At 71.9% G+C, this 24,566-nt stretch carries 24 protein-coding genes and 1 tRNA gene; 13 read left to right on the top strand and 12 right to left on the bottom strand.

What is annotated here, in order from left to right; translation table 11 throughout:
• Positions 1 to 128: 128 nt before the first annotated feature.
• The 3 genes from AB0I68_RS27415 to AB0I68_RS27405 form a co-directional block, all read right to left on the bottom strand.
• A complete protein-coding gene (locus AB0I68_RS27415; RefSeq protein ID WP_363180041.1) occupies positions 129 to 440 on the bottom strand; it encodes a hypothetical protein in 312 nt (103 codons plus the stop codon).
• Positions 441 to 1,032: 592 nt separating this feature from the next.
• Positions 1,033 to 1,377, bottom strand: a complete 345-nt coding sequence (locus AB0I68_RS27410; RefSeq protein WP_363180040.1) for a DUF6344 domain-containing protein — start codon at positions 1,375 to 1,377, stop codon at positions 1,033 to 1,035.
• 415 nt (positions 1,378 to 1,792) lie between these two features.
• Positions 1,793 to 2,116, bottom strand: a complete 324-nt coding sequence (locus tag AB0I68_RS27405) for an antibiotic biosynthesis monooxygenase (RefSeq protein ID WP_363180039.1) — start codon at positions 2,114 to 2,116, stop codon at positions 1,793 to 1,795.
• Here AB0I68_RS27405 and AB0I68_RS27400 point away from each other — a divergent pair.
• Positions 2,115 to 2,867, top strand: a complete 753-nt coding sequence (locus tag AB0I68_RS27400) for a helix-turn-helix domain-containing protein (RefSeq protein WP_363180038.1) — start codon at positions 2,115 to 2,117, stop codon at positions 2,865 to 2,867. The genes AB0I68_RS27405 and AB0I68_RS27400 overlap by 2 nt on opposite strands.
• A 110-nt stretch (positions 2,868 to 2,977) precedes the next feature.
• Positions 2,978 to 3,481 (top strand): GNAT family N-acetyltransferase, encoded by a 504-nt coding sequence (locus tag AB0I68_RS27395; RefSeq protein WP_363180037.1) that lies wholly within the window; start codon positions 2,978 to 2,980, stop codon positions 3,479 to 3,481.
• A 330-nt stretch (positions 3,482 to 3,811) separates the two neighbouring features.
• Here the strand turns inward: AB0I68_RS27395 and AB0I68_RS27390 are convergent.
• From AB0I68_RS27390 to AB0I68_RS27365, 6 genes are all read right to left on the bottom strand, one after another.
• Positions 3,812 to 3,898 (bottom strand) — tRNA-Ser (locus AB0I68_RS27390).
• 39 nt (positions 3,899 to 3,937) lie between these two features.
• Positions 3,938 to 4,909 carry a peptidase gene (locus tag AB0I68_RS27385; protein ID WP_363180036.1) on the bottom strand — a complete coding sequence of 324 codons (972 nt, stop codon included), beginning with the start codon at positions 4,907 to 4,909 and terminating at the stop codon, positions 3,938 to 3,940.
• A gap of 179 nt (positions 4,910 to 5,088) precedes the next feature.
• Complete coding sequence (locus tag AB0I68_RS27380; protein ID WP_363180035.1) at positions 5,089 to 6,147, bottom strand: putative sulfate exporter family transporter; 1,059 nt, start codon at positions 6,145 to 6,147, stop codon at positions 5,089 to 5,091.
• Complete coding sequence (locus AB0I68_RS27375; RefSeq protein WP_363180034.1) at positions 6,147 to 6,701, bottom strand: cysteine dioxygenase family protein; 555 nt, start codon at positions 6,699 to 6,701, stop codon at positions 6,147 to 6,149. Before AB0I68_RS27375 ends, AB0I68_RS27380 begins: the two co-directional genes overlap by 1 nt.
• A gap of 98 nt (positions 6,702 to 6,799) precedes the next feature.
• The gene (locus tag AB0I68_RS27370; RefSeq protein ID WP_363180033.1) at positions 6,800 to 7,705 is read right to left on the bottom strand and encodes a LysR family transcriptional regulator; all 906 of its coding nucleotides are present in this window, start codon (positions 7,703 to 7,705) and stop codon (positions 6,800 to 6,802) included.
• A 113-nt stretch (positions 7,706 to 7,818) separates the two neighbouring features.
• Positions 7,819 to 9,357: a trypsin-like peptidase domain-containing protein gene (locus AB0I68_RS27365; protein WP_363180032.1), complete on the bottom strand. Its 1,539-nt coding sequence runs from the start codon at positions 9,355 to 9,357 to the stop codon at positions 7,819 to 7,821.
• 236 nt (positions 9,358 to 9,593) lie between these two features.
• On the opposite strand from AB0I68_RS27365, the gene AB0I68_RS27360 reads away from it, so the two are divergent.
• The 3 genes from AB0I68_RS27360 (at position 9,594) to AB0I68_RS27350 (ending at position 12,365) form a co-directional block, all read left to right on the top strand.
• Positions 9,594 to 10,379: a glycerophosphodiester phosphodiesterase gene (locus tag AB0I68_RS27360; protein WP_363180070.1), complete on the top strand. Its 786-nt coding sequence runs from the start codon at positions 9,594 to 9,596 to the stop codon at positions 10,377 to 10,379.
• A gap of 85 nt (positions 10,380 to 10,464) precedes the next feature.
• The gene (locus AB0I68_RS27355) at positions 10,465 to 11,067 is read left to right on the top strand and encodes an ATP-binding protein (protein WP_363180031.1); all 603 of its coding nucleotides are present in this window, start codon (positions 10,465 to 10,467) and stop codon (positions 11,065 to 11,067) included.
• A 323-nt stretch (positions 11,068 to 11,390) separates the two neighbouring features.
• The gene (locus AB0I68_RS27350) at positions 11,391 to 12,365 is read left to right on the top strand and encodes a DUF5926 family protein (RefSeq protein ID WP_363180030.1); all 975 of its coding nucleotides are present in this window, start codon (positions 11,391 to 11,393) and stop codon (positions 12,363 to 12,365) included.
• 181 nt (positions 12,366 to 12,546) lie between these two features.
• Here AB0I68_RS27350 and AB0I68_RS27345 read toward each other — a convergent pair whose 3' ends face one another.
• Complete coding sequence (locus AB0I68_RS27345) at positions 12,547 to 13,167, bottom strand: hypothetical protein (protein WP_363180029.1); 621 nt, start codon at positions 13,165 to 13,167, stop codon at positions 12,547 to 12,549.
• A gap of 154 nt (positions 13,168 to 13,321) precedes the next feature.
• Positions 13,322 to 14,020 carry a bifunctional DNA primase/polymerase gene (locus AB0I68_RS27340; RefSeq protein WP_363180028.1) on the bottom strand — a complete coding sequence of 233 codons (699 nt, stop codon included), beginning with the start codon at positions 14,018 to 14,020 and terminating at the stop codon, positions 13,322 to 13,324.
• Positions 14,021 to 14,425: 405 nt separating this feature from the next.
• On the opposite strand from AB0I68_RS27340, the gene AB0I68_RS27335 reads away from it, so the two are divergent.
• Positions 14,426 to 16,030 (top strand): PP2C family protein-serine/threonine phosphatase, encoded by a 1,605-nt coding sequence (locus AB0I68_RS27335; protein WP_363180027.1) that lies wholly within the window; start codon positions 14,426 to 14,428, stop codon positions 16,028 to 16,030.
• 87 nt (positions 16,031 to 16,117) lie between these two features.
• The gene (locus AB0I68_RS27330; RefSeq protein ID WP_363180026.1) at positions 16,118 to 17,584 is read left to right on the top strand and encodes an aminopeptidase P family protein; all 1,467 of its coding nucleotides are present in this window, start codon (positions 16,118 to 16,120) and stop codon (positions 17,582 to 17,584) included.
• Between the two features lie 95 nt (positions 17,585 to 17,679).
• Here the strand turns inward: AB0I68_RS27330 and AB0I68_RS27325 are convergent, their stop codons facing one another.
• Positions 17,680 to 18,171, bottom strand: coding sequence for an ATP-binding protein (locus AB0I68_RS27325; protein ID WP_363180024.1), 492 nt, complete (start codon positions 18,169 to 18,171; stop codon positions 17,680 to 17,682).
• A gap of 219 nt (positions 18,172 to 18,390) precedes the next feature.
• On the opposite strand from AB0I68_RS27325, the gene AB0I68_RS27320 reads away from it, so the two are divergent.
• The 6 genes from AB0I68_RS27320 to efeB all read left to right on the top strand — a co-directional run bounded on the left by AB0I68_RS27320 (position 18,391) and on the right by efeB (position 24,560).
• Positions 18,391 to 19,215, top strand: coding sequence for a hypothetical protein (locus tag AB0I68_RS27320; protein ID WP_363180023.1), 825 nt, complete (start codon positions 18,391 to 18,393; stop codon positions 19,213 to 19,215).
• Between the two features lie 109 nt (positions 19,216 to 19,324).
• The gene (locus AB0I68_RS27315) at positions 19,325 to 20,041 is read left to right on the top strand and encodes a YcnI family protein (protein ID WP_363180022.1); all 717 of its coding nucleotides are present in this window, start codon (positions 19,325 to 19,327) and stop codon (positions 20,039 to 20,041) included.
• A gap of 107 nt (positions 20,042 to 20,148) precedes the next feature.
• Positions 20,149 to 20,799: an SCO family protein gene (locus tag AB0I68_RS27310; RefSeq protein WP_363180021.1), complete on the top strand. Its 651-nt coding sequence runs from the start codon at positions 20,149 to 20,151 to the stop codon at positions 20,797 to 20,799.
• Entirely contained in the window at positions 20,796 to 21,293 is a 498-nt protein-coding gene (locus tag AB0I68_RS27305; protein ID WP_363180020.1) for a copper chaperone PCu(A)C, read from the top strand. Before AB0I68_RS27310 ends, AB0I68_RS27305 begins: the two co-directional genes overlap by 4 nt.
• A 22-nt stretch (positions 21,294 to 21,315) precedes the next feature.
• On the top strand, positions 21,316 to 23,280 hold the full coding sequence (locus AB0I68_RS27300) for a copper resistance protein CopC (RefSeq protein WP_363180019.1): 1,965 nt from the start codon (positions 21,316 to 21,318) through the stop codon (positions 23,278 to 23,280).
• 5 nt (positions 23,281 to 23,285) lie between these two features.
• The gene (efeB, locus tag AB0I68_RS27295) at positions 23,286 to 24,560 is read left to right on the top strand and encodes an iron uptake transporter deferrochelatase/peroxidase subunit (RefSeq protein WP_363180018.1); all 1,275 of its coding nucleotides are present in this window, start codon (positions 23,286 to 23,288) and stop codon (positions 24,558 to 24,560) included.
• The last annotated feature ends 6 nt before the right edge of the window (positions 24,561 to 24,566 follow it).

The following is a 24,566-nucleotide window of genomic DNA, read 5'->3' as shown; positions in this document are numbered from 1 at the left end:
CCGCCGCCCAGGATCCCGGGAGGGCCCGGCCGGATCGGCGCGCGGACGCGCGAGGGCGCCTGTGCCACCGGACCCCAGCCGGTCCGGTGACCCAGGCGCCCTCAGCACTCAGAGGACCCGGGGAGCGCCTACGGCCAGGGGAAGAAGTCGACCGCGACGTTCGAGTCGGCCTGGTGGATCGCCGTGAAGGCCGAGCCGTTGACCTGCGCGGTGTTGTTCTGGTTGGACGCACCGGAGCCGGTGGCGACCTGCTGGGAGGTGGACGAGTTGCCGTGGTTGTTCCCGCCGACACCGCTGCCGGTGATGCCGGCCGCGCTCGCATTCGATCCGTCGTTCGCGAAGGAGCCGTCGTCGGCCGAGGCCACCCCGCCGAAGACGGCGACGGCGAGGGGGAGTGCGGCGACGGCGGCGATGACGCGGGCGGTACGGATGCTTGCCATGTCTGAATCCTCCAGAAAACCGAAGTGGGGGTTATTCCAAGGCAGTTGGCCGACCGCCCCGGTCTTTCCGCGTGATGACGACGTCGCGAGACCAGAGTTGCCCAGCGAATCCCCGGCGAACCACCCCGGAGTCCACGATTCCCCCGCAAGCATGAGCAACATCGGATAAACCTCATTCGCATCCCCAACGGCCCAGGTCAGCGCCTTGGAGGGGATTGAGACCGCCGCCACGCACGAGCTGAAACGTTCCCTCAAACTCATGTGCGCCGAACATGCCGAAAAGAGCCGCGCCGTCCGGGAACCCCACCGTCTCCCGGGCCTGCGGCCCTGCCATGCCAAGCTTCACGCCCCCTGCGCGCCCCCAGCGCACGCCGGGGTCATCCCGCCGCGCCCCACTCCGGGGGCACATCGCCGACGCGATCCTCGGTCGCGACCTGCCGACCGGGCTCCAGCGCCTGCTGGTGTTGGTGATACTGCCGTTGCCGCTCTGGATCTCGTACTGCGTCCTGCGTGCTGCGTCCTGCCGTGTACCGCCTGCCGGGTACTGCCTGTTGCGTTCGTGCGAGGTGTCGGGCGGGACTCCGTACGGGTGCTACGCGACCAGCTCGAGCCCTTCGCGGCCGGCTCCGGCGGTCCCCCCGGTCAGGGAGGCGGCGGTGGTCGAGCGGCGGACCGACGGGGCCTTGCCGTGCGCCTCGGCGCGGATCCGCTGCTTGATGGTCGGCGGGAGCGATCCGCCCCGCATCATCGCCCGCCACGTCCGGCGTCCCATCGGCCGGGCCGGCCCGCGTACGGCGGCGGCCGCGCGGCGGGAGGGGGCAGGGTCGGAGGCGGCGGCCGGGGCGGCCTTCGCACCGAACCCGAGGGAGGCGAGGAGCGCCACGAGCGCGGCGAGGACTGCGGTCCAGATCAACGTGACGGTGATGCGGTGAGCCATGACGGGTCCCTTGTTTCGCGATGTTCCGACGGGCGGATCTGCATACATTCGTCATGATGTGTTCGCAACCGCAGCGTCCCCACCATGCGCGCCGATCTTCCGACAAACACCACTCAAAGGGCGTAACACCACCTTCCGGGTGCCGCGAGCGGGCCGAGACGCCGAGGCGTTGACGACGTCCGGGGCGCCGCCCTCGGCGTGGCCCCGGCGTCGAGGTGGTCTTCGACGGCGGCGAGAGCCGCGCGGTCGGCCTGCTCCTCGGCGCCGACAGCCTGCACGCGAACACCCGCGCGCCGGCCTTCGGCCTCGTCGACCTCGACCGCCGGGAGCCGGCCTGCGTCTCGCCCCGCCGGACGGCGCTCACATACGGCACCGCCAAGGACACCGGGGCCAAGGCCGTGTTCTTGTGGACGCCTCAGGCGAGCTTGGCGGCCAGGATGTCGACCGGGAGGATCTCGGGGGCCTCGGCGAGCAGCTTCGGGGCGTTCTCCATGAGGGCCGCGGCGATCCTGCCCTGGAGGTGGGCGGTGCGGTCCGCGTCGCTGCCGAAGGCGTCGAAGATTCCGAACGTGGTCGGGCCGAGCCGCAGGGCAAACCAGACCGTGGTGCCGGTTTCTTCCTGGGCCAGGGCGAGGGCACCGGTGAGGAGGCCCTCCACGTCGGCGGCGTGCTCCGGCTTGGCCTCGATCCGGGCGAGCAGGCCGACGCGAGTGGTCTCGGGGACGGAAGCGCTGGTCATGGAAGTTCTCCTTCTGCCGTGTCGTACCGCGCCGCGGCACTGGGTGGCGTCGGCGGAGCGCGGCCCGGAACGCGAGGCCCTCCGGCAGGCCCGGGCCGAGGGCGTCCCCCTGGCCGCAGCCTGCACCAGCACGTTCCTCCTCGCCGAGGCGGGGGTGCTGGACGGGCTCTGCGCCACCACCAGTTGGTGGCTGGCTCCGGCCTTCCGGCAGGCCTACCCGCACGTGGCACTGGACGAGAGCAACATGCTGGCCCACGCCGACGGAGTGATCACCGCCGGCGCCGCCATGGCCCACCTCGACCTCGCGCTCGCGCTGGTCCGGCAGGCGAGCCCCGTACTGGCGGAGCTCACGGCCCGCTACCTGGTGGTCGACGACCGCCCCACGCAGGCCGGTTACGCGATCCCCAGCCACCTCGCCCGCACCGATCCCACGGTCAGCGCCTTCGAGCGCTGGGTGCGACAGCACATCGACGAACCCCTGCGGATGGCCGACGCGGCCCGGGCGGTCGGCGTCGGCGAACGGACCCTGCAGCGGGCCGTGGACCGGGTGCTGGGGGTATCGCCCCTGCGGTTCGCCCAGACCATCCGGCTCGAACAGGCCGCCCACCTGCTGCGCACCACCGACCTCCCCACCGAGGCCGTGGCCCGCCGCGTCGGCTACGAGAACGCCTCGACCCTCACCACCCTGCTGCGACAGCGCCTCGGCACGACCCCGGGCCGCCTCCGCACCCCGGACGCGCCCCGCCCATGACGACGGGGCGCCCTGACCCGGGACGCCCCTTCCGCCCGGCGCCGCGGCCGACCTGGTGCGGGGCGGCAATCCCGTGGCCGCCGGTCGGACCGGGCGCCTACCGTGGCGGCATGGATACCTCCCTACGGCTCGAGCCATGGGCCGAAGACGACTTCTGGCTCCTGCTCCGCAAGAACGAGCCCGCCATGACCGAGCACCTCGGCGGCCCGGAGACCGAAGCCAAACTCAACGACCGCCATCAGCGGTACCTGGCGATGAGCGCCGGCGAGCCGGCGGCCGGACGGATGTTCCGGATCGTCGCCGAGGACCAGAGCGTGGGCACCATCGGCTTCTGGGAGCGCGTCTGGAAGGGCGAGGAGGTTTACGAGACCGGTTGGGGCATCCTCCCCGAGTTCCAGGGCCGCGGCCTCGCCGCGAGGGCAGCCCGCACGGTGATCGCCCATGCGGGCGCGCACGGCACGCGCCGCCACCTCCACGCCTTCCCGTCCGTCGGACACGGGGCATCCAACGGCGTCTGCCGCACTGCAGGCTTCGTACTGCTCGGCGAGACCCGGTTCGAGTACCCGCCCGGCCAGTGGCACGCGAGCAACGACTGGCGGGCGGTTCTGGTCTAGGGGGTGTCCGGCGGATCAGGGCCGGATAGTCCGGGTCGTCTGGTGCCGTGGATTGCAAGGCGGAGGAGGGAGCCAATGCGGTGGGGGCACCTCCCAGCGGTAGCTGGGGGATATTGGCGACCGACGACAACGCGGCAAGGCGCGGTGCCTGGGGGTCCCCCCGGACGGAGTCTGGGGGAGGCCCGGGCCCGGCCATGATCCGCCGGACACCCCCTAGGTCTTCCTCGGCTCAGGCGGACCTGCCGGCCCCGGGCACGGCCCGCACAACGCCGAAGGGGTGCCCCTCCGTGAGGGACACCCCTTCTGATCAGCACGTTCGCCGACCTGGTGCGGTGGGTGTGGGATTTGAACCCACGGTGACATCGCTGCCACGACGGTTTTCAAGACCGTTCCCTTAGGCCGCTCGGGCAACCCACCTGGCCGGTACAGAGTACCGGCAGGCGGGGGGCGGCTGGGTCAGGAATTCTGGGCGTTGTCGTAGGCCGCCTTCGCCTCGTTGCCGAAGTACGGGCCGAACATCCGGTTGGGCAGGAAGTTGTAGCCGAAGCTGTTCACCGAGACCTGGGTACCCAGGCCCGTGGACTCGTTGAAGTCCTGGAACCAGGGGCCGCCGCTGGAGCCGCCGGTCATGTTGCAGCCCAGGCCGTGGTCCTTGGTCAGCAGGAAGTCCTTGCTGGTGTTCCCGCTGCAGTAGACCAGCTTGGTGCCGTCGTAGGGGGCGGCCGCCGGGAAGCCGAAGGAGTACATCTTCTTGTTGTAGCCGCCGTTGAACAGGATCCCCTGGGCGCCGACGACCTGGCTCAGCTTCTGGCCGTTCAGCGGGGCGACGACGGCGAGGCCGACGTCCATGTTCATGTCCTCGCTGGCGGCCCACTGGTCGGTCGCGAAGGTCTTGGTGGCAGACCACTGGCCGTAGGGCGCGTTCCCGTTGTCGTACGCGGGGACGAAGATCCAGTTGGTGTGCCAGGTGCCCTGGTATTTCACGCAGTGGCCGGCGGTGATGACCGTGCTGCCGTTGGCGCTGCTGATCGAGTCGCCGGAGCAGGACGCGGTGCGGTCGCCGAAGGTGAAGAAGACCCGGCCCGAGGTCTTCACCACCGCGCCGCCGCCCGTCCACGCGCCGCCCGCCTGCGGGAACGCCGTCGGGGAGGCGGTCGGGGAGGCCGCCGCAGAGGACGCCGCCGTCGGGGCGACCGCCGTGGGCCGGGCCGAGGTCGCTACCGGCGCACGCCCGGTCCCGGGCGCTGCCGCCACGTCCAGCGGGGTGGCGCTGCGCATCCGCTCGGCGGTCCAGAAGCCCCGGCTGTGCTGCTGCTTGAACGAGGCCGGGGCCTCGGCGGCGGCCGAGGGGGTGGCCGCCGTCAGCGCGCCCGCGATCAGGGCGCCCGCCGCCATGAGGACCGATGCTGCCGTGCGATGACGATTCACGCAGGACTCCTTCTGCCGTGCCCGGTCCCGTCGGAGCGGGCAGGGTGGGGGTGAAGAGCTGTCGGTGCGGATCGGGCGCAGGGTCCCACGCGCGGCACGAGAAGTCAGGAGACGGCGGAACGTTCGGTCGGTTCCGGCCAGGAATTGGCCAACTCCCAGCGTGGGAAACGTCCTGCGGGTCATACGGTCAGCAGCACTCCCGCGTACGAGACCCCGGCCACCACCATCCAGGCGACGAGCCCCAGTACCGCGGCCCGTCCGCCGGTCTTGGCCAGCCGGGGGAGGTCCACCGCGCTGCCCAGCCCGAACAGGGCCGCCGCCAGCAGCAGTTCCTGTGCGGTGTGCGCCCATTCCAGTGCCGCGTCGGGCAGCACTCCGGTGGCACGCAGCACGGCCGCGGCCAGGAACCCGGCCACGAACAGCGGCACCGGCGCGGGGCGGCGTCCCGAAGGCGTGCGCACACCCTGCCGCCGCGCCCGTACGGAGAAGGCCACGGCGGCCACCAGCGGGGCCAGCAGCGCCACCCGCATCAGCTTGACCAGGACGGCCTCGCCGAGCGCTCCCGGGCCCGCCGTCTGGGCGGTGGCGACCACCTGGCCGACGTCGTGGACGCTCGCGCCGACCCAGCGCCCGAAGGCCGGGTCCGAGAGACCCAACGGGCTCTGGAGGAGGGGAAGGACCGCGATGGCCAGCGTCCCGCACAGGGTCACCAACGCCACCGAGGCGGCCACGTCCTCCTCGTCGCTGCCCGACACCTGGCTCACCGCCCCGATCGCCGAGGCCCCGCAGATCGAGTAGCCGGTGGCGATCAGCAGCGGCTGGTCGCCGGGGAGCCCGAGCCTGCGGCCCAGCCAGAGCGTGCCGAAGAAGGTGGCGGCGACCACCGCGGCCACCATCGCCACCGTGGCCCAGCCCAACCGGAGCACCTGATCCAGGCCCAGGCCGAGACCCAGCAGGACGATGCCGATCCGCATCAGCCGCCGTCCGGCCAGCGAGAGGCCCGGGCGGGCGGCTCCGCGTACGACCTCACGTATGCCCGGGAGATGGGCCACCGCGATGCCGAGCACCACCGACGCGGTCAGCATGGGCACGTCGGGCACCAGCCGGTGCACGCACCAGGCCACCAGCACCCCGACGGCAGCCAGCCCCAACCCCGGCCAGGACGAGGTTGTTTCACGTGAAACATGCCCGGCACGCTTGGACTCCGCCCCGCGTACGGGGCGGTTCAGCAGCGCCATCAGTCGGTGGGGAGCGTGTAGACGCGGCGGACGCTGCTGCCCAGGCGGATGACATCGGCGCCGTAGACGTGCAGGGATATCGCCGTGGTGCCACAGGAGTTGCGGACCTTGTGGATATCACCGGGCGGGGCGAATCCGCAGACGTCACCGGGGCCGTTGACCACGTGCTCCGTCGCCACGAGCCGGGCGCAGGCCTCTCCCGTGGCGGGGGCCAGCCGGTAGCGGAGCTCGCTCTCCTCACCCTCGTGCACCCCGGCCACGCACCAGGAGACGTGGTCGTGGATGGCGGTCTCCTGACCGGGCAGCCACACCAGCGCGACCACCGAGTAGCTGCCGTCCGGCTCCGCGTGCAGGACGTGCTGCCGGTACCGGTCGGGGTGTCCCTCGCGCTGCTCGGGGGTGAGCAGGTCGGGCGTGCCCAGGTGCGGGGCGACGCGCTCGCCGACGAGGTAGGCGGTCAGGTCCGGGGCCAGCCCCCGGTCCACGACCGTACGGATCTCACTGACGAGGGCGGCCATCCTCGCGGTCGTACGGGCCGGCGTAGTGGTGGTCATACGGGCAGGGTCGAGCAGCCGACCCATCACGTCCAACGACAGTTCTCACCTGAAATCCCAAGCACTGCTTATGGGTTCGGGGAAGGAGCCCCAGGCGGTCAGCAGCCGACGCGGTTCGAGGCCACCTGCTTGAGCGCGTTGAGGACCACGGACGTCGCCGGGATCCGCAGATGGTCGCGGTAGACGTAGGCGGCGATGTGCCGGCGCGCGGCGGGCTGGAGCGGACGCCCGCACACCTTGCTCAGGGAGAGGGAGGGCAGCACCAGCGCGGGCATCATCGCCACGCCGAGCCCCTGGCCGACCATGCTCTGCACGACCAGATTGTCGTCGGTCGCGAACCGGATGTCGGGAACGAAGCCCAGCTCGGCGCACTCGTGCAGCAGGTTCGCCCGGCAGCGCGGACAGCCGGCGATCCACCGCTCCTCGGCGAGGTCGGCCAGGTGCACGGCCCGTCGCCGGGCCAGCGGGTGCCCGGTCGGGAGCAGCACCGTCAGCTGGTCCTCCAGGAGCCTGACCTCGGCGACCTCTTCCGGGATCTCCTCGTGGAGGCCGGGATAGGTGAAGGCGAGGGTGATGTCGCACTCCCCGCGCTCCAGTCGGCGCAGCGACTCCGGGGGCTCCCCTTCCAGCAGCTCGACCTGGATGCCCGGATGCTCCTTGGCCAGGCTGCTCAGGGCCTCCGGGACCAGGGTGACGTTGGCGCTGGGGAAGCCGCACAGCCGTACGCGCCCGGTGCGCAGGCGCGCGTACGCCTTGAGCTGGGCCTCTGCGGCGGAGAGACTGCCGAGGATGGACTCGGCGTGCCGGGCCATGGACTCCCCGGCCTCGGTGAGCTGCATCTTGCGGCCGACCCGGGTGAACAGCGGGGTGCCGACGGCGCGTTCGAGCGCCTTCATCTGCTGGGTGATCGCAGGTTGCGTATACCCGAGGACGCGAGCGGCCGCCGAGTACGACCCGGTGGCGACCACTTCATGGAAAGTACGTATGTGCCGCGAATCGAACACAGGGGAAGCATAAGCGGACATTGGGAGGGGCCGTAGGCGCATTCGCGCCCACAGCCCCTCGCCATCAAGCCAGCTGTCCCGGCCCGTCCTCGCGCGCGGGGGTTCAGCTGTTCTTACTTGTCGCCGACCCGCGAGCCGAGGGTGATGTCGACGGTGTTCGGCTTGCCGCCGCGCAGGTAGGTCAGCTTCACCACGTCGCCGGGCTTGTGCGTCCAGATCTCACTGATGAGGGTCGGGCCGCTGTCGATCGGCTTGTCGCCGAACTGGGTGATGATGTCGCCGGGCTTGAGGCCCGCCTTGCCGGCCGGACCGTTGGGGTCGACCAGCTCGTTGGCGGGCGCGCCCTGCTCGGAGATCTTGGCGCCATCCGTCTTGGACTGGAGGTCCACGGAGACCGAGATGATCGGGTAGACCGGCTTGCCCGTCTTGATCAACGACTCGGCGACGTTCTTCGCCTGGTTGATCGGGATGGCGAAGCCGAGGCCGATCGAACCGGCCTGGCCACCGCCGAAGCCGCCGTTGCCGGCCGACTGGATGGCGGAGTTGATGCCGATGACCGCGCCCCGCCCGTCGAGCAGCGGACCGCCGGAGTTGCCGGGGTTGATCGAGGCGTCCGTTTGCAGCGCGCTCATGTACGAGTTCTTGCCGCCGGAGCCGTCGCCGGAGGCCACCGGCCGGTTCTTGGCGCTGACGATGCCGGTGGTGACCGTGTTGGACAGGCCGAAGGGGGCGCCGATCGCGATCGTCGAGTCGCCGACCGCGGCCTTGTCGGAGTCGCCGAGCGGCAGCGGCTTGAGCCCGGACGGCGGGTTCTTCAGCTTGAGCACGGCCACGTCGTAACCCTGGGCCCTGCCGACGACCTCGGCCTCGTACTTCCTGCCGTCAGAGAAGGTCGCGGAGAGCTTGCCGCCGTTCGCGGCGGAGGCCACCACGTGGTTGTTGGTGAGGATGCGGCCTTCCTGGTCGTAGACGAAGCCGGTGCCGGTGCCGCCCTCGCCGTCGCCGGCCGAGGCCTCGATGGTGACGACGCTGGGCAGCGCGCCCGCGGCCAGGCCCGCGATCGATCCGGCCTCCCGCTTGAGGTCCTTGGGGGTGTTGCCCGCGGCGATCGTGGTCGAGCCGGAGCCGTGGTCGCTGCGCTCGGCGGCCCAGTAGCCGATGCCGCCGCCGACGCCGCCCGCGAGGAGGGCCGCCACGAGCACGGCGGCGATCAGGCCGCCCTTGCCCTTCGGCTTGGCGGGCGGGAGGCCGTCGGCGGTCAGGGGCACGCCCCAGGCACCGCCGCCGTGGCCGCCGCCCGAGCCGTACGCAGGGACCGAGGGCGGCGGAGGCGGCCAGCCTTCGGCACCGTGTGCGGCCGGGGCCGGAGCCTGCGACGCGGGCGCCTGGGCGTAGGCCGGGGCCGGGGCGGCCGGGATCTGCTGGGTCGGCTCCGCGCCGGGCGCGGGCGTCGGCGGGAGCTGCTGGGTGGCCGGCTCGGCGGCGGGCACGGCCGGCTCGGCCGTCGGGGCGGGTGCCGTCGGGGCGGGCGCCGTCGGGGCGGGCGCCGTCGGGGCGGGCGCGGACATCTCGGGGGCTGGAGCGGCCACCGGGGATGCCGACGGGGCCGCGGGGGGCGTCGGGGCCGCGGTGCCCTCGTTCTCGGTGCTCACAGCGCTCTTCTCCTCGTCACACACGGCTTCAGACAAACTGGCGATTCGGCTCGACTGAACGTTCGACGTGCCGCACAAGTTCCTGGGAAAAGCCTTCCCCATGACCCGTCAGAGCACTGTAAGCCGGACCTGTGTATCTCCCCCATCCTTTATCTCCGGCATTTCGGTCGCATCCGCACCGCGGAGCCCGACACCGGGCGCCCCCTCGGTGGCACCATGACCCGGTGACCCACGCAATGCCGCCCATCCAGGTCGTCGCCCACCGCGGCGCCTCGGAGGATGCCCCCGAGCACACCCTGGCCGCCTACCGCAAAGCCATCGCGGACGGCGCCGACGCCCTCGAATGCGATGTCCGGCTCACCGCCGACGGCCATCTGGTCCTGGTCCACGACCGCCGGGTCAACCGCACCTCCAACGGCCGCGGCGCCGTCTCCGCCCTCGAGCTGGCCGACCTGGCCGCCCTCGACTTCGGCTCCTGGAAGGACCTCGAGGAGTCCCCCGACTGGGACGCCGACCCCGAGCGCACCTCCGTGCTCACCCTGGAGCGGCTGCTGGAGCTGGTCTCCGACGCCGGCCGGCCGGTGCAGCTCGCCATCGAGACGAAGCACCCGACCCGCTGGGCCGGACAGGTGGAGGAGCGCCTCCTCTTCCTCCTCAAGCGGTTCGGGCTGGACGCACCGCCCGCCGAGGGCCCGCACCCGGTCCGCGTCATGAGCTTCTCCGCGCGCTCCCTGCACCGGGTGCGGGCCGCCGCGCCGACGATCCCGACCGTGTACCTGATGCAGTTCATCTCGCCCCGGATGCGCGACGGGCGGCTGCCGGCCGGGGTGCGGATCGCCGGTCCGGGGATGCGGATCGTGCGCAGCCACCCCGGGTTCATCCGCAAGCTCCAGAGCGCGGGCCACTCCGTACACGTATGGACCGTAAACGAACCAGAAGATGTTCAGCTCTGCGCTGATCTGGGTGTGGAAGCGATCATCACGAACAGGCCGCGACAAGTTCTGTCACAGCTCGGGCGCTGACGTCCCCTTTTGCCCACCCGTCCCGCGCGTCGCGCGCGTGACAGGGTGTGCCCCGGCGCATCCGCTCCGCAATCGCTGGTCATGAATGCGTCAGAGGGCTCCGCTCGGCCGGTTTCCGGTCCAGGCCATTGGGGCATCCAGACCATGGCGTGGGGCTAAGGAGGTTCCGGGGGTGGCGTTGGTGGTGGCACAGGAAGTGCCCACGTCTTCGTGCATGGACGTATGCCATGGTCCTGCGGGCGTGGGCGAGGCGAGACGCCGCATGCGTGAGCAATTGCGTATGAGCGGGGTGTCCGAATCGGTCGTTGACGACGCCGTACTGATCCTTTCCGAACTGCTCAGCAACGCCTGCCGGCACGGCAGACCGCTGGGCGCCGGGGAGATCGGGGACGGGGAGATACGCGCCGCATGGCGCATCGACAAGGCGGGGCGGCTGACGGTCGAGGTCACGGACGGGGGCGGTCCCACCCGCCCGGTTCCGGCCACGCCCTCGGTCACCGCGCGCGGCGGCCGGGGGCTGAACATCATCAGCACCCTTGCCCAGGACTGGGGTGTCCGGGACGGAGCGGCAGGCGAGGTCACCGTATGGGTGATCGTTGCATGCGGGGCCCGGCACGAGGATTTCGCTACGCGCGTTGCGCCCCCGGCGATCGACTTCAGTACGGCCTTCGACGATCTGAATCCCTGACCGATCACCAGACACGGGTCTCCGACCCGGATCCCCGACCTGGATCCCTGACCTGGATCCCTGACCCGGATCCCTGACCCGGATCCCTGACCCGGATCCCTGACCCGGATCCCCGACCCGGATCCCCGACCCGGATCCCCGACCCGGATCCCTGACCTGGATCCCCGACAGCAACACCCGCACCACCGGCCATCCGAACGAGCGGCCGCCGGGAGCGCACGCCGACCGTGCTCCCGGCCGCACCCTCCCGGTTGCGGCGGCATGAACGGCTAGGCTCGCGCCCAGACACAACGCCGTACCGCCGCAACCGGGAGACACCCACGATGGCCAAGAAGCGCCCCGCAGCCAAGACTGCAAAGCCGCAGCTCAAGAACGGGGAAATCCCGGTGGTGGGCGCACGCGAGCCCTGCCCGTGCGGATCCGGGCGCCGCTACAAGGCCTGCCACGGCGCAGCCGCCGCGCACGCCGTCACCGAGCACGTGGCGCGCCCCTTCGAGGGCCTGCCCGGCGAGTGCGACTGGGTCGCGCTGCGCGAGCTCGTGCCCGCGGCCACCATCCCGCTGACGCTCAAGGGCGGCCTGCCCGAGGGCGTCCCCTCCGTCACGCTGGTGACCGTACTGCCCATGGCCTGGCCGGCGCTGCGCCGCGAGGACGGGGCCGTCCTGCTCGGCCTGCAGAACGACTCGACCACCGGGGACCTCGCCCGGGACATGGCCGACACGCTGGAGCGTGCGCTCGTCGCGGAACCGGGTACTCCGATTCCGGCCCGCCGCGTTCCCGCCGAGGGTCCGCGACTTCAGGATCTCCTGGACACGGACGGCGTTTTCGAGCCGGTTGTGCACAGCGGCTTCGAATTCTGGATTCCGGATGCGGAGAGCGCCCAGAGCGCCTCCCCGGAGATCGCCGCCTCCCTCGAGCGCGCCAACGCCGCCGCCATCCCCACGGTCAAGCTGGCCGACGTGGACGCGGCCTACTGGTGCGAGACCCCGGACAAGAACCACCTGCGCTGGGTCATGCCGCACCCCGAGGAGAAGCTGCTCGACGCCCTCGCGCGGCTGCACGCCGCGGGCACCTCCTCGCTCGGCGAAGGCACCCGGCTGGTCGGTTCCTTCCGGGCGCACGGGCTGATGGTCCCCGTATGGGACCTGCCCACCGGGGTGACCGCCGACGACGTGGAGAAGCCTGCGGCGGAGTTCGCGGAGCGGCTGGCCACGGCCCTGTCCGCGGACACCCCGCTGACCGCGGAGGAGCGCCGGGCGCGCGGCGGACTCACCAACCGCCAGGTCACCCTCAGCTGACCGCCGAGCCCCCGCAGGACCGGTGACTGGGGTCACAACTCCCGCTAATCGCCTGCAAATCGGTGTCTGAATATCAGAGATCGAATTTGCGAACAGGCGATCTCTTGTTACCGTTCTTGTAGCCCGGTCGCTGGTGCATCCCCCGTCGCCAGCGACCGGGCCCTTCCATTTACGCCGTCGCTCAACCGTCGGCCGGTGCCGGTGAGTTGCTCCCGGACCTCAGCAGGAGCTTCCCTTCGTCATCCGGAACTGCAAACTCCGCAACGGCGGAGTAGCCATCCGGCGCCCCCGCCGATTCCTCCCTCGGCGTCTCACACAGCCCCGGCTCGTCCCCGGCCCCGACCGCGCACCGGATCTGCACCGTGCGCCCCGCGGGCCCCATCACCGTCAGGACGGCGTCCAACGCGCGCCCACCGGTGTTGCGGTAGTAGCTCCGGCCCCAGGTCTGACCCTCACCCGCCAGGACGCAGGTCTGCGCCTCCACGCCCTGCGGAGAGGAGAGTTCGGGGCCGCACCGGGAATCCGTACGGGGCTGCTCGGACGGGCGCGGCTGCGGCGGCTTGGCCTGCCGCGCGGACGGAGCGGCATGCTTCGCGGGCGGAGCGGCGTGCTCCGCGGGCGGGGCGGCAGACGCCGCCGTACGGGATCCGTCCGCCCGGTCGGCAAACCCGAGCGAGGAGAGCAACCCGCCGCCTTTTCCGTCATCCTGACCGGCGAAATCCGGTCCGGCGATCGCCCCTGCCAGCGGGAGCGACAAGATGACCAGCACACCGGCGCTGATACCGATCAAGCGGAGATTCATTCGGCGAAGATAGCGATGCGGGAAAGGGGCGCGGAGACCCCCGCGCCCAATTCCCTTGGAAACGCGTCGCACTGGCACCCGTACGAGTGACCTGCGAGTACCCGGCACGTCGGTACGGCCGCTCGCGCGCGGCCGTACCCCCCACCGTGCGTGATCAGTACGCGAGCCGGCTGCCGCCGCCGGAGGCCCCGCTGCTCGCCTCGACCAGTGCGTCCACGACGGCCTCGACCTCCGGCAGCCACAGGTCCCCGGCGTCGGCGGGCCCGCGCTCCCACCGCACCTGCCCACCGCCGGACGCGGGGGAGGGCGGGAGCAGCAGATAGCCGCCCTCGCCGTGGAAGCGCAGCGCGGAGGGCACGTGGTCCTTCGCGTAGAGGAGTTCGCCGAGCCGCTCCAGCGAGTACGGCGCGACCAGCAGCGACCAGCGGGTTGGCGTGGCCACGATCGGGCCGAGCCGCATGCCCTGCGCGTCCAGCCGTACGACGGCCCGCGCGGCCGCGGCGGCCGGCAGGCTCACGGCGCAGGGCGCGGACCCGCCGGTGGCCAGCAGCACGGGAGCGGTGGGCCGGTTGGCCCACCACCAGGCCACCATCCGGGGGTCGGTGGTGGCCGCGAGCAGCCCGGGGTCGAAGGGATGGGCGCCGGGAACGACACAGTCGGGGTCGGGGCAGGCGCACCGGGTGCTGTCGGCGCCGGAGCGGCCGACGCCGGGCAGCACCGGCCACTGCCAGACGGTGGCGCAGGTGAGCGCCTCGTCGAAGAGGGCCTGGTCACCGCTCTGCCCGGGGGCGGGGCGGAGGGATTTCAAGCGATTGCGGAGCCGCTGGAGACGCCTTCCGAGGATCTCGCGCATGAGCGCTCGTTCCTTTCCGTTGAACGCCGAGGGCCACATCACACCATGTAACCGGTGTCTCACCACACGCACACGTTTCGCGTCACTGTCCGCCAGAGCAGGTTCACACGGTTCGTGCAGTTTTCTTACGGGTCCATGAAACGTCCGGCGGGGCGGAACGCGACCCGCGCCAGTGCCGAAACCGGCTGCCGCCGCTAAGGACGACGGCCCGTGCCGGGCGGTTCCCGGCGGCTGCCGGGTTGCGCCAACTCTCCCCGGACACCACCGATTAGGTACCCGGAGCCACTCCGGCGCCCGACCAGTCGATCGCAAAAACCGTCTGCATCCAGCTTTTTCCGGCCAAGTTCTAGCCTTGGCTGGACAGTGAGTTGCGGTCCCACGGACACCAGGATTCCCACCTGGGCAATGCTGGACATCGATCCTCGTGTGCGTGTAGATGTGGATTCATTGATGGCGGCGCAGCACGGTCTGGGGGTTTGCGATGCTATATGGCGAATCGCACCAGGTGGAAAGGCGGACGCCATGAGCGCCCCGCATCTGCCGAAAGTGGCTGGAATCGATCCAGCAGTTACCGCGGTCCCGCACACTGCGGCGCCGACGCCCGCCCGAACCGCCCCCGCACCGGCCCCGGCACCGCTCCCCGGACCGAGCACTCTGATCCAGGACCGCCTGGCGGGGATGGTCTCCGATCTGACCACCCTCCACGAGCTCACCGAACGCCTCGCCCGCGCCCGTGACCTCGACTCCTCCCTCCAGGAGTTCCTGCGCGCCGGAGCCGCGCTCGTCGGCGCCCGCCGCGGCCTGGTCGTCCTGGAGCCCTCCGACGGGCTCGGCCCGACGACCACGATCGGCCTCGGCCTCGGCCGTGCGGACCTCGGGCACATCGAGACCGTCCCGCGCTCCGCGACCTCGTACGGCCGGATCCTCGACGGGCTCCCCGGTGCCCAGGGCGGCTCCGATGTACTTCCCGAACCCGACGCCGTCCCCGGCACGGGCGGGTACGGCACCCCGGTCGACCCCCGCCACCGCGAGGTCGCGGCCCGGCTCGGCTACGCCGCGAGCTACGCACTGCCGCTCACCGCCGAGGCCACCGGCCGGCTCGGTGCGGCCGTCTGGCTGTACGACGAGCAGGCCGAGCCGGGCGACCGCCAGCGCGATCTCGCCGGGCTCTACGTCCGGCACGCCGCCGAACACCTGGCCCGGATGCTCGAGGTGGAACGATCCCGCAGTCGGCTGGCCACGATCGCCGAGGAGCTGCTGCCCAGCCGTCTCCCCCGGATCCCCGGCGTGCAGCTCGCCGCCCGCCACCACACCGGGCCGCGCGGAGGCGGTGACTGGTACGACGCGCTGCCGCTGCCCGAGGGCGCCCTGGGGCTGGCCGTCGGCTCCGTCACCGGAGCGGGTCCCAGTGCGGTCGCCGCGATGGGGCGACTGCGGGCGTCGCTGCGCGCGTATGCCGTCATGGAGGGGGAGGACCCCGTCGCGGTCCTGTCCGATCTGGAGCTGCTGCTGCGCCTGACCGAGCCCGCGCGCTGCGCGACCGCGCTCTTCGCGTACTGCGAACCGGCCCAGCGCAAGATCATCCTGGCCGGGGCGGGGCACACCCCGCCGCTGCTCATCGGCGAGCACCGCACGGAGTACGTGGAGACCTCGCTCTCCGCGCCGCTCGGGATGCTGTCGTGCTGGGAAGCACCGAGCGTGGAGATCGAACCTGCTCCGGGAGAAACGGTGCTGCTGTACACCGACGGGTTGCTGCGGCGGACCGGCGACCCGATGGACCGGGCCTACGCGCGGCTGCACGCCGCGGCCGCGGGGGTGCCCCGCAGCATCCGGGACGACCCGGCGGCCGTGTGCGACCACGTCCTGCGGGCGCTGCTGCCCGAGGACGACCCGGCGCTCGCCCCCGCCGGCTCTCGCGCTGCCGCGGCCGCCTCAGGCGCCACCGCCGCCATGGCCGCCACGGGGGACGGGGTGGAGGACATCGCCCTGCTCGCCGCCCGTTTTGACTGATTTATCACACTCGCCGCCAGGCGTCTTCCCCTCGCACATACGATGGATGCGGCCCATACCCGGTCCTGTCGTAGCTGAGGAGAAGACGTGGCTGACGAGCTCACCCCGGAGACCCCGGAAGAAGAGCAGCCCCAGAAGAAGCACAAGCAGCGCAAGAACGGGCTGTACCCGGGCGTCAGCGACGAACTCGCGGAGAGCATGCGCACGGGCTGGGCCGACACCGAGCTGCACGGGCTGGAGCCGATCGCGCAAGCCCCGCACACCGCCGCCCGCCGGGCCGCGCTGTCCGCACGCTTCCCCGGCGAGCGCCTGGTCGTGCCCGCGGGCCGCCTCAAGACCCGCTCGAACGACACCGAGTACCCCTTCCGGGCCTCGACCGAGTACGCGTACCTGACCGGCGACCAGACCGAGAACGGCGTCCTGGTCCTCGAGCCCGCGGGCGAGACCGGCCACACCGCCACCGTCTACCTGCTGCCCCGCTCGGACCGTGAGAACGGCGAGTTCTGGCTCTCCGGCCAAGGCGAGCTGTGGGTCGGCCGCCGCCACTCCCTGGCCGAGGCCGAGCAGCTGCTGGGCATTCCGGCCAAGGACGTCCGCAAGCTCGCCGACGAGCTGGCCGAGGCCGAGGGTCCGGTCCGCAGCGTCCGCGGCCACGACGCGGTCATCGAGGGCGCCCTGACCGACAAGGTCACCAAGGAGCGCGACGAGGAACTGCGCGTCTACCTCTCCGAGGCCCGCGCCGTGAAGGACGACTTCGAGATCGGCGAGCTGCAGAAGGCCGTCGACTCCACCGTCCGCGGCTTCGAGGACGTCGTGAAGGTCCTGGACAAGGCCGAGGCCACGTCCGAGCGCTACATCGAGGGCACGTTCTTCCTGCGCGCCCGCGTCGAGGGCAACGACGTCGGCTACGGCTCCATCTGCGCCGCCGGCCCGCACGCCTGCACCCTGCACTGGGTCCGCAACGACGGCGACGTCCGCTCCGGCGACCTGCTGCTGCTCGACGCCGGTGTGGAGACCCACTCCCTCTACACGGCCGACGTCACCCGCACGCTGCCGATCAACGGCACGTACACCGACATACAGCGCAAGATCTACGACGCGGTCCACGCGTCCCAGGAAGCCGGCATCGCCGCCGTCAAGCCGGGTGCGAAGTTCCGCGACTTCCACGACGCCTCGCAGCACGTCCTGGCCGAGAAGCTCGTCGAGTGGGGCCTGCTGGAGGGCCCGGTCGAGCGTGTCCTGGAGCTCGGCCTGCAGCGCCGCTGGACCCTGCACGGCACGGGCCACATGCTCGGCATGGACGTCCACGACTGCGCCGCCGCGCGCACCGAGGCGTACGTCGACGGCACCCTGGAGCCGGGCATGTGCCTCACCGTCGAGCCCGGTCTGTACTTCCAGGCCGACGACCTGACCGTGCCCGAGGAGTACCGGGGCATCGGTGTCCGGATCGAGGACGACATCCTGGTCACCGAGGACGGCAACCGGAACCTGTCGGCCGGGCTGCCCCGCGCCTCGGCCGATGTCGAGGCCTGGATGGCGCGCCTCAAGGGCTGACGCCTGCGCCGGCTGACCTCCGGTGGCTGACCTCCGGTGGGCGGGATCTCGTACGCGAGTCCCGTCCATCGGCGTATCCGGGAGGCCTTCCGCCGCTACGACGCCTTCAGCAGCGCTCCCTCACGCCATTTCAGGATCTTGTCGAAGCTGACCACCGCGCCCCGGCCCGGCCGGTTGCGGAGCCTGACGTGGTCGGCGAGCTCCGCGATCAGCCACAGGCCCCGGCCGTGCTCGCTCTCCGATGGCTCGGAGGGGCCGGCCGGCGGGGGTCTGCGCCGCGCGACCGTCGCCGCCGGGAATCCCGGGCCCGAATCGGTCACCTCGATGCGACAGCAGTCGCCGTCCAGGTAGGCCGTGACGCGGTACGCCGCGCACGCCTCCGGGACCGGTTCCGCGCCGGCACCGGCCTCGGCCGCCGGGCCGCCGTGCTCCACCGCGTTCGCGCACGCCTCGCTCAGTGCCACCGACAGATCGAAGGAGATGTCCGGGTCCACCCCCGCGGTCTCCATCGTCCCCAGCAGCAACCGCCTGGCGAGCGGCACGCTCGCGGCTTCGCGCCTCAAGTGGAGAGACCACCAGATGCTCATACGGATACCTATTGCCGCCCGCGGCGGGGCGTAAGCCCCCGGCGGCCGCCACAGCCCTCATTCGGCCGATGCGGCACTCCCGGGGAGCGGTGTATGCGGCGGCGCACGGGTCCCGGCCATGGCGGGGACACCCGAGGTGAAGCCCTCGTACAGGGGCACTCACGACCTTCCGGACCTGCCGCATGGACGGCGTGAGCTCAGTGCGATGATGGCCCGGCCATGACTGTCCCCCACGCGACGCCCGCCGGAGCCGGCCTCCGGCTGACCCGGGCCGCGGTGTTCACCGCGGTCTGCGTCGTGCTGTCCGCGGTCGGGCACGCGCTGGCGTCCTGCGCCACCGTGCCCTGGTGGGCCCTCGTCATCGCCTTCCTCGCCGTGTTCGCGATCGCCGCCCCGCTCGCGGGACGCCGGCGCTCGCTGCCCGGCATCGCCGCCGGGCTCGCCTTCGGACAGCTCGGGCTGCACGCGGTGTTCGGCCTCGGCCAGCACAGCGCCGCCGCGGCCCAGGCGCCCGCCGGCACCGACACCTCGCTCGCGGCGCTCGCCGCCCGGCTGGTCTGCGGAGGCAACTCCGTTCCGCTCAGCCCGGCCGACGCCCGGCAGATCCTGGAGACCGCCGGACTGGATCCGGCCGCCATGGCGGCCCAGGCCGCAGCGCAAGCCGCGTCGCAGGCACATGCCGGCCACGCGCACATGGCGCAGGCCGCCGCGGCGCCCGCCACCGGCCTGTTCAGCACCGGCATGCTCGTCGGCCACCTGCTGGCCGCGGTGGCCGCGGGCTGGCTGCTGGGGCGCGGCGACGCCGCACTGTTCCGGCTCCTCGAGCTCTCCCGCACCTCCGCCGAAGCCGATCCGGTACGCCCGCTGCGCGCCGCGCTGGCCTTCGTACGCGCCCTCTGCGCCGGGCTCCCGGGCACGCCTGCCGGCACCCCGCGGGCCACCCGGACCGTCGCCGAACCCACCGCCCACACCGGCCGGGAGGCGCTCCATCACACGGTGATCAGGCGCGGGCCGCCCTGCACGGCGCTCGCCCTCGCAGCCTGACGCGGCACCCCCTCCCCGGAGCACCCGGCGGAAGCACCGGTGCCGCGACCTCCGCGCGCGCCCGTGCGCGGAACCACCGTCACCACCGCCTCTGTGGAGTGTTTCTGCCATGAAGACCTCTCGCGTCTCCTTCGCCGCCGCCCTTGCCGCCGGCGCCGTCCTCGTCCTGTCCGGCACCGCCTTCGCGCACGTCGGCGTGCAGCCCGTCGGCGAAGCCGCCAAGGGCGGTTACGCGACGCTCAACTTCAAGGTTCCGAACGAGCGGGACAACGCGTCGACCACGCAGCTGGAAGTCAACTTCCCCATCGACCAGCCGCTGACGTCCGTCATGCCGCAGGAGATCCCCGGCTGGACGTCCAACGTCGAGAAGACCAAGCTCGACAAGCCGCTGACCGTGCACGGCAAGCAGGTCAACGAGGTCGTCACCAAGGTGACCTGGAGCGGCGGCAAGATCGAGCCCGGCAAGTTCCAGCAGTTCCCGGTCTCCGTCGGCAAGCTGCCCGAGAACGCCGACCAGATGGTCTTCAAGGCGATCCAGACGTACGACAACAACGAGGTCGTCCGCTGGATCGAGGAGACGAAGGAAGGCGCGGCGGAGCCGCAGAACCCGGCTCCCGTCCTGAAGCTGACCGCGGCCACGGCCGGCGCCACCGACGACGACGACCACCACGACGACAAGAGCGCCGCCGCCAAGGGCGACAAGGGCCACGACGAGGCCGCGGCGAACGCCTCCGACACGACCGCGCGCGTCCTCGGCGTCGCAGGCATCGTCATCGGCCTCGGCGGTGTCGCCTTCGGCGTCACCGCGCGTCGCCGCGCCTCCTGACCCGCCGCGGCCGCAGGCCGTATCCCGATATCCAGAACGTGCGCGCAGCCGGCCCGTCCTCGTGGCCGACCCCCCGCGCACATCCCCGATCCCAGGGACATCTCTCCATGCGCACCACACGTGTGACGGTCGCCGCCCTCGCGGCAGCGGCCGCGCTCACCCTCACCGCCTGCGGCGGTGAGCCCGCCAAGACCAACGCGGTCACGCAGATCACCGGACAGTCCAAGGCCGGTAGCGCCACCGTCCTCGACCGCCCCTTCGACAAGCCGGAGCTGGTCCTGACGGACACCACCGGCAAGCCGTGGAACCTGCGCGAGCAAACCAAGGGCAAGCCGACGCTCATCTACTTCGGCTATACCAACTGCCCCGACGTGTGCCCTCTGACGATGAGCAACATCGCCGTCGCCAAGAAGGCCCTGCCCAAGGCCGACCAGGACAAGCTCCAGGTCGTGTTCGTCACCACCGACCCCGAACGGGACACTCCCGACTCCCTCGGCGCGTGGCTCAGGGCCCAGGACCCGTCCTTCACCGGACTGACCGGGGACTTCGCCACCATCCAGGCCGCCGCGCGCAAGCTCGGCATCGGCATCGACCCTCCGAAGAAGGAGGCCGACGGCAGCGTCGTCTCCATGCACGGTGCCCAGGTCATCGCGTTCTCGCCCAAGACCGACGAGGGATACCTCCTCTACGGCGAAGGCAGCACGGTCGACGACTACACCAAGGACCTGCCGAAGATCATCAAGGGAGAGAACCCGTGACCGCCCGCACCACCCGCACCCTCGCCGCCGCACTCTCCCTGACGGCAGCGCTCGCCATATCCGGCTGTTCCTCGGACACCGGTTCCGGCTCCGGCTCCAAGGCCGACGCGGACAAGCCGAAGATGACCGTCACCGGCGCCTTCATGCCGGAGCCCGTGAACGACAAGATGGCCGGCGCGTTCATGGTCATCAAGAACGACTCCAAGACGGCCGACAAGCTCACGGCCGTCACCAGCCCGCTCTCCGACGATCTGCAGATCCACGAGACCAAGGACCAGAAGATGCAGCAGGTCGCGGCCATGGATGTGCCTGCCAACGGCGAGCTCAAGCTGGAGCGCGGCGGCAGCCACGTCATGTTCATGGGACTGAAGAGCAAGCCGAAGGTCGGCGACAAGGTCACCGTCGAGCTGCGCTTCGAGAAGGCCGACCCGGTCAAGGTCGACCTGGACGTCAAGGAACGGACGTACAACGCCCAGAACACCAGCGCCCACTGACGGACCGAGGTACTGACACGCCATGACGGCCATCGCCCCCTCCCCGGCCCGCGTCCGGACCGCGGCACTCCTGCCGCGGCTCGCGCTGGTCCTCGCAGCCCTGCTGGCAGCACTGTTCACCGCGGCCGGCCCGGCCACGGCACACGCCGCACTCACCGCGAGCGACCCCAAGGACGGGGCGGTGGTCGCCACGGCTCCCGCCCAGGTCACCCTCTCCTTCTCGGAGCAGGTCGCCATGGGCGACGACTCCATCCGCGTCATGGATCCGCAGGGCAGGCGGGTGGACACCGGCGAACTGCGCGACATGTGCAGCGGATCCACCATCCGCTACGGCACCGCACTGCACTCCGGGCTGCCGGACGGCACGTACACCGTCGCCTGGCAGGCCGTGTCCGCCGACAGCCACCCCGTATCCGGCGCCTTCACCTTCTCCATCGGCGCCCCCTCGGCGACCAACGTCGCCCTGCCCACCCGGCAGGCGGGCGGCGGACCGGTCGGCATCGCGTACGGCATCGCCCGCTACGCCGCCTACGCCGGTTTCACCGTCCTCGTCGGCGGTGCCGCCTTCATCCTGCTGTGCTGGCGCCGCGGAGCCGCGCAGCGCCCGCTGCAGAAGCTCGTCGTGCGCGCCTGGGTCACGCTCACCGCCGCCACCCTCGCGATGCTGGTCCTTCGCAACCCGTACACCGGGTCGGGGAAGTTCGCCGACGCGCTGGACCTCGACGGCCTCAAGGCCGTTCTGGAGACCAAGCCCGGCGCCTCCCTCGTCTCCCGGCTGCTCCTCCTCGGTGCCGCCGCGTTGTTCATCGCCGTGCTGTTCGGCGCGTACGCGCGCAGGACAGCCGAGACCCGGGACGTCGGCAAGAACAAGAGCAAGGACAAGAACAAGGCGGCCGACAAGGAGGCCAACGACCTGCTCTTCGGCCTCGGCATCGGCGGTACCGTCGTCGCCGGCGGGATCGCCGCCACCTGGGCCCTGTCCGAACACGCCTCGACCGGCATCCAGCCCGGTATCGCCATGCCCGCCGACATCCTGCACCTGCTGGCCGTCGCCGCCTGGCTCGGCGGACTCACCGCACTGCTCGTCGCCCTCCACAAGGTCCCCGGGATCGAGCGCGAGGCGGTCCAGCGGTTCTCCCGGGTCGCGTTCGTCAGCGTCCTGGTCCTGGCCGTCACCGGCATCTACCAGTCCTGGCGCCAGGTCGGCAGCTGGTCGGCCCTCACCGGTACCAGCTACGGACAGCTCCTGTTGCTGAAGGTCGGGCTCGTCGCCGTCCTCGTAGGCATCGCCTATGTCTCCCGCTCGTGGACCGCACGGCTCACCGATGCGCCCGCCGGGAAGCCGGCCAAGATCGCCCGGCAGCGCGATGTTTCACGTGAAACACAGCCGGCCGCCGTCACCGTCCCCGAGGACCCCAAGCGCGCCGCCCAGCTCGCCCGGCAGCGTGCCGCCCTCGAGAGCGCACGCGAGAAGCAGGTCCGCGACGCCGATCCGAACCGGGCGTGCCTGCGCCGCTCCGTCCTCGCCGAGGCCGGGGTCGCCGTGGTCCTGCTCGCCGTGACCACCGTGCTCACCAGCACCGAACCCGGCCGGACCGCCGAGCAGGCGAGCGGGCGCGACTACGCGGCCACCGCCGTCCCCAACCGCGCCATCAAGATCACCCTGCCGTTCGACACCGGCGGCGAGAACGGCAAGGGATCGGTCCGGGTGGAGCTCGACCCGGGCCGGGTCGGCGCCAACTCGCTCCACGTCTGGGTCGACGACCCCGAAGGCAAGCCTCTCGACATCCCCGAGATCAAGGTCGCCTTCACCCTCTCCGCCAAGGACATCGGCCCCCTCCCACTCATCCCGGAGCGCGCGGCCCCCGGACACTGGAGCGCATCCGGCGTCCAGCTGCCGCTCCCCGGGGAATGGCGGATCGACGTGATCGTCCGTACCTCCGACATCGACCAGACGACCGTGCAGAAGAACGTGAAGATCGGCTGACCAGCGTGACCGAGATCAACCCCGACATCGAGATCTCCCGGCGCCGGCTGCTGGGCACCGTCGGCGCCGCAGGCGCCGCCGGGCTCGCGCTCGGCGCCACCGGCGGCGCCTTCGTGCACTCCGCACTCGCCGATTCCCCGGTCGGCGCTCCAGGCGCCGCCGGGAGCCTCGCCTCCCTCGGCGCCACCAAGGTCGCCTTCCACGGCGACCACCAGGCCGGCATCACCGCCCCCCTGCAGGCCAAAGGCCATGTCCTCGCCTTCGACCTGGCTCCCGGAGCCGGGCGCAAGGAGGCCGCCGCCCTGATGCGCCGCTGGTCCGACACCGCCCGCCTGCTGATGGCGGGCGAGGCCGCCTCGGCCGCGGACACCGGGATCGCCCTCGACGCGGGGCCGTCCTCCCTCACCGTCACCTTCGGCTTCGGGCACTCCTTCTTCGAGCGCACCGGGCTCACCGCCCGCCGCCCCACCGCCCTCGACCCGCTGCCCGACTTCTCCGCCGACCGGCTCGACGCCCAGCGCAGCAACGGCGACCTGTGGGTCCAGATCGGCGCCGACGACGGGCTCGTCGCCTTCCATGCCCTGCGCGCCCTGCAGAAGGACGCGGGGGAAGCCGCCCGCGTGCGCTGGCAGATGAACGGCTTCAACCGGTCCCCCGGCGCCACCGCCGCCCCGATGACCGCCCGCAACCTCATGGGCCAGATCGACGGCACCGGCAACCCGAAGCCCGCGCAGCCCGACTTCGACAAGCGGATCTTCGTCCCCGCCACCGGCCCCGGGCCCGCCGAACACGCCTGGATGGGCGGGGGCTCGTACGCCGTCGTACGGCGCATCCGGATGCTCCTCGACGACTGGGACAAGCAGTCCCTGGCCCAGCAGGAGCAGGTCATAGGCCGTACGAAGGCCACCGGCGCGCCCCTCACCGGCGGCACCGAGACCACCGAGATGGCCCTCGACAAGATCGGCCCCGACGGAAAGCCGGTCATTCCCTCCAACGCGCACGCCCGGATCTCCGCCCCCGAGCAGAACGGCGGGGCCGCCATGCTCCGGCGCCCCTTCTCCTTCCACGACGGGATCGCCGCCGACGGCACTCCGGACGCCGGGCTCCTCTTCATCTGCTGGCAGGCCGATCCGCTCCGCGGTTTCGTCCCCGTCCAGCGCAAGCTCGACCGCGGAGACGCCCTGTCGGAGTTCATCCGGCACGAGTCCAGCGGCCTGTACGCGGTGCCGCCCGGCCCCCGCGACGGGGAGTACGTGGGGCAGCGGCTGCTCGAAGGATGAACAGCA

Origin of the sequence: Streptomyces sp. NPDC050448, assembly GCF_040655295.1 — a bacterium.
Classification (GTDB): domain Bacteria; phylum Actinomycetota; class Actinomycetes; order Streptomycetales; family Streptomycetaceae; genus Streptomyces.
This window is presented reverse-complemented; position numbering and strand designations above follow the sequence as displayed.

Excerpts from the sequence above, each read along its gene's own strand:
- AB0I68_RS27410 (WP_363180040.1), bottom strand. The coding sequence starts at position 1,377 with ATGGCTCACCGCATCACCGTCACGTTGATCTGGACCGCAGTCCTCGCC.
- AB0I68_RS27300 (WP_363180019.1), top strand. The coding sequence starts at position 21,316 with ATGACGGCCATCGCCCCCTCCCCGGCCCGCGTCCGGACCGCGGCACTC.
- AB0I68_RS27340 (WP_363180028.1), bottom strand. The coding sequence starts at position 14,020 with ATGCGCGAGATCCTCGGAAGGCGTCTCCAGCGGCTCCGCAATCGCTTG.
- AB0I68_RS27325 (WP_363180024.1), bottom strand. The coding sequence starts at position 18,171 with ATGAGCATCTGGTGGTCTCTCCACTTGAGGCGCGAAGCCGCGAGCGTG.
- AB0I68_RS27350 (WP_363180030.1), top strand. The coding sequence starts at position 11,391 with ATGGCCAAGAAGCGCCCCGCAGCCAAGACTGCAAAGCCGCAGCTCAAG.
- AB0I68_RS27335 (WP_363180027.1), top strand. The coding sequence starts at position 14,426 with ATGCTGGACATCGATCCTCGTGTGCGTGTAGATGTGGATTCATTGATG.
- AB0I68_RS27310 (WP_363180021.1), top strand. The coding sequence starts at position 20,149 with ATGCGCACCACACGTGTGACGGTCGCCGCCCTCGCGGCAGCGGCCGCG.
- AB0I68_RS27415 (WP_363180041.1), bottom strand. The coding sequence starts at position 440 with ATGGCAAGCATCCGTACCGCCCGCGTCATCGCCGCCGTCGCCGCACTC.
- AB0I68_RS27375 (WP_363180034.1), bottom strand. The coding sequence starts at position 6,701 with ATGACCACCACTACGCCGGCCCGTACGACCGCGAGGATGGCCGCCCTC.
- AB0I68_RS27360 (WP_363180070.1), top strand. The coding sequence starts at position 9,594 with ATGCCGCCCATCCAGGTCGTCGCCCACCGCGGCGCCTCGGAGGATGCC.
- AB0I68_RS27320 (WP_363180023.1), top strand. The coding sequence starts at position 18,391 with ATGACTGTCCCCCACGCGACGCCCGCCGGAGCCGGCCTCCGGCTGACC.
- AB0I68_RS27355 (WP_363180031.1), top strand. The coding sequence starts at position 10,465 with ATGCGTCAGAGGGCTCCGCTCGGCCGGTTTCCGGTCCAGGCCATTGGG.
- AB0I68_RS27395 (WP_363180037.1), top strand. The coding sequence starts at position 2,978 with ATGGATACCTCCCTACGGCTCGAGCCATGGGCCGAAGACGACTTCTGG.
- AB0I68_RS27400 (WP_363180038.1), top strand. The coding sequence starts at position 2,115 with ATGGAAGTTCTCCTTCTGCCGTGTCGTACCGCGCCGCGGCACTGGGTG.
- AB0I68_RS27315 (WP_363180022.1), top strand. The coding sequence starts at position 19,325 with ATGAAGACCTCTCGCGTCTCCTTCGCCGCCGCCCTTGCCGCCGGCGCC.
- AB0I68_RS27405 (WP_363180039.1), bottom strand. The coding sequence starts at position 2,116 with ATGACCAGCGCTTCCGTCCCCGAGACCACTCGCGTCGGCCTGCTCGCC.
- AB0I68_RS27380 (WP_363180035.1), bottom strand. The coding sequence starts at position 6,147 with ATGGCGCTGCTGAACCGCCCCGTACGCGGGGCGGAGTCCAAGCGTGCC.
- AB0I68_RS27345 (WP_363180029.1), bottom strand. The coding sequence starts at position 13,167 with ATGAATCTCCGCTTGATCGGTATCAGCGCCGGTGTGCTGGTCATCTTG.